This is a genomic window from Streptomyces sp. 8N616 (genome assembly GCF_052246385.1).
Taxonomy (GTDB): Bacteria; Actinomycetota; Actinomycetes; order Streptomycetales; family Streptomycetaceae; genus Streptomyces.
This window is the reverse complement of record NZ_JBQQBY010000074.1, coordinates 1-6,469: the sequence shown is the minus strand read 5'-3', so window position 1 is coordinate 6,469 and position 6,469 is coordinate 1. Positions and strand designations below refer to the sequence as shown.

The 6,469-nt window shown below is 73.3% G+C and carries 5 protein-coding genes; 3 read left to right on the top strand and 2 right to left on the bottom strand.

From position 1 onward, the window contains the following. Positions 1-710: hypothetical protein (locus tag ACTWQC_RS35530; protein WP_443320001.1), on the bottom strand; the 710-nt coding region annotated here is incomplete at its 3' end. A gap of 225 nt (positions 711-935) precedes the next feature. Continuing rightward, the gene (locus ACTWQC_RS35525; RefSeq protein WP_443320000.1) at positions 936-1,733 is read right to left on the bottom strand and encodes an SDR family oxidoreductase; all 798 of its coding nucleotides are present in this window, start codon (positions 1,731-1,733) and stop codon (positions 936-938) included. Between the two features lie 227 nt (positions 1,734-1,960). Between ACTWQC_RS35525 and ACTWQC_RS35520 the strand changes: the two genes are divergently transcribed. From ACTWQC_RS35520 to ACTWQC_RS35510, 3 genes are all read left to right on the top strand, one after another. After that, on the top strand, positions 1,961-3,598 hold the full coding sequence (locus ACTWQC_RS35520; protein WP_443319999.1) for an alkaline phosphatase D family protein: 1,638 nt from the start codon (positions 1,961-1,963) through the stop codon (positions 3,596-3,598). Positions 3,599-3,738: 140 nt separating this feature from the next. Continuing rightward, on the top strand, positions 3,739-5,139 hold the full coding sequence (locus ACTWQC_RS35515) for a Bcr/CflA family multidrug efflux MFS transporter (protein ID WP_443319998.1): 1,401 nt from the start codon (positions 3,739-3,741) through the stop codon (positions 5,137-5,139). Positions 5,140-5,141: 2 nt separating this feature from the next. Beyond that, the gene (locus tag ACTWQC_RS35510; protein ID WP_443319997.1) at positions 5,142-6,338 is read left to right on the top strand and encodes a serine hydrolase domain-containing protein; all 1,197 of its coding nucleotides are present in this window, start codon (positions 5,142-5,144) and stop codon (positions 6,336-6,338) included. Positions 6,339-6,469: the final 131 nt, after the last annotated feature.

Here is a 6,469-nt window from a genome sequence, read left to right as displayed (position 1 = left end):
GGCGGCGTGGGGGTGGGGTTCCGGGCGGGCCCGGATGCCGAGGGGCCGCCGCCGGGCTGCTGCGGAAGGTCGCGCCCGCTCTTGCCGTCCGACGGCGGCGAGGCGGTGCCGTCGCCCGCGGCGGCGGACGCGGCGGACGCGGACGGCGAGGCCGATGTCGCGGACGGGCTCGCGTCGGCCTCCTCCTCGTCGGACGAACCGGCGGCGCCGCCGCGCCCCGCCGCGCCGTCCCCGGACTCCGCCTGCCCCTCGCCACCGCCGATGGGCGCGGTGGCGGGGACCCCCGGCAGCGGGAGCAGGGTCCGGGGAGCGATGGGCGTCGCGCCGGCCAGGCTCAGTACGAGACCGGTGGCGTAGAGGGTGCACACCGTCCCGGCGACCCACCAGGCGCGCCGTACGTACCTGGTCCGGCGGGCGGGTACGACCGCGGCCCGTGCACGCGTACGCCCGGGGTCGGTGGTCGCGGCGGATACCGGTTGTTCCGGTTGTTCCGGTTCCTGAAGTCTCTGCCGTTGCTGCGGCTGCCGCGTGTGCTGCGGCTGTTGTGCTCGCCGCGGGCGGTCGAGTGCGCGGGCGTCCTGGTCGGCCGACGGACTGCCGGGCTCGGGCGGCGGCCACGCGACGGCTTCGCCGTACGGCTCGGTGGGGACCTTCGCTGCGGCGGGAGGCTCCTCGGGAGAGGGCTCCGACGGGGTGTGCCTGGAGAGCATGCCGCAAGGTAGCGCGCAGCCACCTCCCAAGGAGGGAGATTTCCTCACTCAGTCGAAGTGTCGCCCCAATCGGTCATATTCAACCGCAAGTTCGACGTCTTGCCTGGCTGAGGACTCGACCGGGACCTCGGCCGCCGCCTTGACCGGGACCTCGGCCGCGGCCTCGACGGCCCGAGTTCAGCCGCCGCCCCGACCGCCCCCTCGACCGCTACCCCGACCGCCGCCTCACCCACGGCCGATGTACGGCATGGCCGTCGCCATCACCGTCGCGAACTGCACGTTCGCCTCCAGCGGCAGCGACGCCATGTGCAGCACCGTCCGCGCCACATCGGCCGCGTCCATCACCGGCTCGACCGCCAGCGTCCCGTTCGCCTGCAGCGTCCCGGGCTGCATCCGCTCGGTCATCTCCGTCGCCGCGTTGCCGATATCGATCTGCCCGCAGGCGATCCCGTACTTCCGCCCGTCCAGCGACAGCGACTTGGTGAGGCCGGTCATCGCGTGCTTCGTCGCGGTGTACGCGATGCTGTTCGGGCGCGGCACGTGGGCCGAGATCGAGCCGTTGTTGATGATCCGTCCGCCCTGTGGGTCCTGATTCTTCATCAGTCGGTAGGCGGCCTGTGCGCAGAGGAATGCGCCGGTGAGGTTGACCTCCACCACCGACCGCCAGTCCTCGTACGCCAGCTCCTCCAGCGGCACCGGCGGACCGAAGCTGCCCGCGTTGTTGAAGAGCAGGTCCAGCCGCCCGAAGTGCTCGCGGACCGCGCGGAAGAGCGCGTCCACGTCCTCGGGCCGCGTGACATCGGTCCGTACGGCGAGGACGGGCGCACCCTCCCGCGCGAGCGCCGCCGTCGCGTCGAGCGCTTCCGTGCGGCGGCCCGCGAGCGCCACCGCCCAGTCCGCGCGGGCGAGTTCGAGGGCGACGGCCCGGCCGATCCCCGACCCGGCGCCCGTCACCACGGCGACCTTCCGCGCCGCATCCGCCGTGTTCGCCCCGTCCGCCTGCACCAAGTTGATCTCCGTCATGGGGCGCAGAGTACGCGAGACAGGCCGGGCGGAAGCGCCGCCGCCCGAGGGATGCGGGCCACCCCGCCGGCCTGACGAGCAATCGTTTCTGCGGCGGATTGCCCCCGAACACCCCAAGCGGACGCGAAGCTCACCGAGTCGACATGTGTGTGTAGTGCACGCGACAACGACCCGCCGTCCCCCGTCACTGCAATTCCCCACGACAACACCCGTATGGGGAGGGTCAGATGACCGACACGTCCTACCAGCAGGCGTACCAGCAGGAGCTCCGTGCCGCCGCCGCGCACCTCGGCCGGCGTCGCTTCCTCACCGTCACCGGCGCCGCAGCCGCGCTCGCCTTCGCCACCAACCTGCCGGGCAGCGCCCAGGCCGCGGAGGCCGATGCCCGCAAAACCATCACCGCCGACCCGTTCACCCTCGGCGTCGCCTCCGGCGACCCGCAGCCCGGCTCCGTCATCCTGTGGACCCGGCTCGCCCCCAGCCCGTACGAGCCCGGCAACGGCCTGCCGAACGCCCGGATCGAGGTGGGCTGGGAGATAGCCCACGACAGCCGGTTCACGCGCATCGCCCGGCGCGGCACGGCCACCGCCCACCCCGAGTTCAACCACACCGTGCACGTCGAGGCCGCGAACCTCGGCAGCGACCGCGTGTACTACTACCGCTTCCGCGCCGGGAAGTGGATCAGCCCGGCAGGCCGCACCCGCACCGCCCCCGCGCCCGGCGCCCGCCCCACCGACGTCAAGCTCGCCGCCGTCTCCTGCCAGGCGTACCACGACGGCTACTTCACCGCGTACAAGCACCTCGCGGCCGAGGACCTCGACGTCGTCTTCCACCTCGGCGACTACCTCTACGAGTACGCGGTCAACGCCGCCGGCGGCGCCCGCGCCTACACCGACCGCACGCTGCCCGCGATCTTCAACCGCGAGACGGTCACGCTCGAGGACTACCGGCTGCGCTACGCGCTCTACAAGAGCGACCCGGACCTGCGTGCCGCGCACGCCGCGCACCCCTTCGTCGTCACCTGGGACGACCACGAGACCGAGAACAACTACGCGGACGACATCCCCGAGAACGACGTCCCGCCGGAGGAGTTCCTGATCCGCAGGGCCGCGGCCTACCGCGCGTACTGGGAGAACCAGCCGCTGCGCCGCCCGCAGCAGCCCTCGGGCCCGGACATGCAGCTCTACCGGCGGCTGCAGTTCGGCACGCTCGCGCAGTTCGACATCCTCGACACCCGCCAGTACCGCTCCGACCAGGCGTACGGGGACGGCTGGGACGCCCCTGGCCCGGAGTCCGACGACCCGTCGCGCACCCTGACCGGGGCGACACAGGAGCGCTGGCTGATCGATGGCTGGCGCGCCTCGGACGCGCTGTGGAACGTGGTGCCCCAGCAGGTCGTCTTCTCCCGGCGGCGCAGCGACGCCACCGACGCCTTCAAGGTGAGCATGGACGCGTGGGACGGCTACGCGGCCTCCAGGGAGCGGGTGCTCGCGGGGGCCGAGGCGGCCGGGGTGGACAACCTCGTCGTGCTGACCGGCGATGTGCACGTCTCGTACGCCCTCGACATCAAGCGGGACGCCGACAACCCGAACTCCCGCACCGCAGGCGCGGAGTTCGTCGCGACGTCCATCAGCAGCGGCAAGGACGGCGCGGACAAGCCCGCCAACTGGGACACCTTCATGGCGGCGAACCCGCACATGAAGTGGTACAACGGCCGCCGCGGCTACACGAAGATCACCCTGGGCAGGGACGCGGCCCGCGCGGACTACAGGACCGTCTCCGCGGTGACCACCCCGGGCGCCCCGGTCACCACGGCGGCGTCCTTCGTCACGGAGGCGGGCAACCCGGGCCTGAAGCCGGCGTAGTGGCCCCCGCCGGGCTGTGGGCATTCGTGCCGCCCGCGGAATGAATGCCCACGACCCGGCCACCGGGCCGCAGCCGGATCCATCCACTCCGGATCCATCCACTGATGAATTGCTGAGAGCATGGGCAAGGATTCAAGGAGGTGGAGAGCCGCATGCCGGAGACCGGCCCGTCCAGACCGGAAGAGAGACCCGTCCAGACATCGCAGCAGGCCGAGCCGGGCGGTTCCGCCCGTTCCGGGGAGGGCACCCCGCGCTCACAGCGGCGTACCAGTCTGCTCGTCACGCTGATCCTCGGCGGGCTGACGGCGCTGCCGCCGCTCTCCATGGACATGTATCTTCCGGCGCTCCCGGAGGTCACCGAGTCGCTGCGCAGCCCCGCCGCGACCGTGCAGCTCACCCTCACCGCCTGCCTCGCGGGCATGGCGCTCGGCCAGCTGGTCGTCGGCCCGATGAGCGACCGGTGGGGCCGCCGCCGCCCGCTGCTCGCCGGGATGGTCCTCTACGTCGTCGCCACCGCCGTCTGCGCCTTCGCGCCGACCGTCGGGCTGCTCATCGCGTTCCGGCTGGTGCAGGGCCTGGCCGGGGCGGCCGGGATCGTGATCGCCCGGGCAGTCGTGCGCGACCTGTACGACGGCGTGGCCATGGCCCGGTTCTTCTCCACGCTGATGCTGGTCTCCGGCGTGGCCCCGATCGTGGCTCCGCTCATCGGCGGCCAAGTGCTCCGGGTCACGGACTGGCGCGGCGTCTTCTACGTCCTGGCCGGCATCGGCCTCCTGCTGACTCTCGTCGTGGCCCGGTGGCTCAAGGAGACGCTGCCGCCCGAGCGGCAGCACAGCGGCGGCCTCGGCGCGACCCTCCGCACGGTGCGCGGGCTGCTCGCGGACCGGGTCTTCACGGGTTACGTGCTCACGGGCGGCTTCGCCTTCGCCGCGCTCTTCGCGTACATCTCCGCCTCGCCGTTCGTCGTCCAGGAGATCTACGGCGCGTCCCCGCAGACGTACAGCCTGCTCTTCGGCCTCAACTCGATCGGCCTGGTGGGCGTCGGGCAGCTCAACGGCAAGGTGCTCGTCGGCCGGGTCAGCCTCGACAAGGCGCTGGGCCTGGGCCTCGCCGTGATCACGGCGGCGGCGGTCGCGCTGCTGCTGATGGCCTCGGGCGTCTTCGGGCGGGTCGGGCTTGCGCCCATCGCGGCGGGGCTGTTCGTGCTGATGTCGGCGATGGGCCTGGCGCTGCCGAACACCAACGCGCTGGCCCTGATGCGCACTCCGCATGCCGCGGGCTCCGCGTCCGCCCTGCTGGGCACGTCCTCGTTCCTCGTCGGGGCGGTCGCCTCGCCGCTGGTGGGGATCGCGGGCGAGGGCACGGCGGTGCCGATGGCGGTCGTGCAGGTGGTGTGTGCGGTGGCGGCCGTGGGCTGTTTCCTGGGACTGTGCAGGCCGTGGAGGCACGAGGACGCAACGGGCGGAATGAGCGGAATGAGCGGAATGAGCGGAACGGGCGGAACGGGCGGAACGGGCGGAACGGGCGGAACGGGCGGCTGAGCATGCCGGGGCGGCTGAGCGTGCCGCGCCTGCGCGGAGGCACCCCGGCGGAGGCCGGCCTCGACGTCGCGCAGCTGGACCTGCTCGTACGCGAGGTGCGGCGGCTGCCGGAGAGCCACCCGGAGGGCGAGGACCCCTGGTGCGCGGGTGCGGTGGTGCTGGCCGGGCGCGGGTCCGTCGTGGCGGTCGAGGAGGCGGCGGGCTGGGCGGTCCGGTACACGGCCTGCGACGAGGAGGCGGGCCGCGGCGTCGAGCTTCCGCGGGAGCGGAGGGTGCCGATGCGCACCGGCACGCTCTTCGACCTGGCCTCACTGACCAAGCTCTTCACGGCGGTCGCGGCCGTGCAGCAGGTGGAGCGCGGCGCGCTGGATCTGGACCGGCCGGTCGCGGCGTACGTCCCCGGCTTCGGAGCCGCGGGCAAGGCGGCCGTGACCGTACGGCAGCTTCTCACCCACACCTCGGGCCTCCGGCCCGAACTGCCCCTGTACGAGCGGGAGGGGCGCGCCGCGCAGCTCGCCATGGTGTGGGAGGACGCACCGCTGACCGCGCCCGGTACGGCGTACTGCTACTCCGACCTGAATCTGATCGCCCTTCAGGCGGTGCTGGAGGGGGTGTCGGAGCGACCGCTGGACGAGCTCGTGCGGGAGGGCATCACCGGGCCTCTGGGCATGGCGGCGACGGGCTTCGGCCCGGTCGGTGCGGTGGGTGTGGCCGGTGCGGGGGTGGTGGCGGCCACCGAGGACCAGCGCAGGCCGTGGGCGAAGCTCGACCGCGGCATGCTGTGCGGCGAGGTGCACGACGAGAACGCGTACGCGCTCGGGGGCGTCGCGGGCCACGCGGGGCTGTTCTCCACGGCCGGTGACCTGGCGGTGCTGTGCCGGGCGCTGCTGGGCGGCGGCACGTACGGCGCGGCGCGGATCCTGACCCAGGAGTCGGCGGACGCGCTGCTGGACCCGCCGGGGCTCGGCTTCGGGATCGACCAGCCGTGGTTCATGGGCGAGCTCGCGGGCCACGGGGCGGCGGGCCACACCGGCTTCACGGGCACGAGCCTGATCCTCGACCGCACCACGGACACGTTCCTGATCCTGCTGGCCAACACGATCCACCCCCGTCGCCGCCCCGCGAACAACGCCCCACGAGCCACGGCCGCCACGCGACTGGCCCGCGCGGTGCGGCCGCAGACCGCGGGGTTGGCCTAGGGCGCGGCCACCCGGGCTCGCCGCAGCCGAATGTGCCGCCGCGGCGGGGAGTGGCGAGATGCCGGGGCCGCCGCCGTGCGGCAAACCGCGTTGTGGGCATTCGTTCCGCGGGGCGATGGGGGCACCCCCTC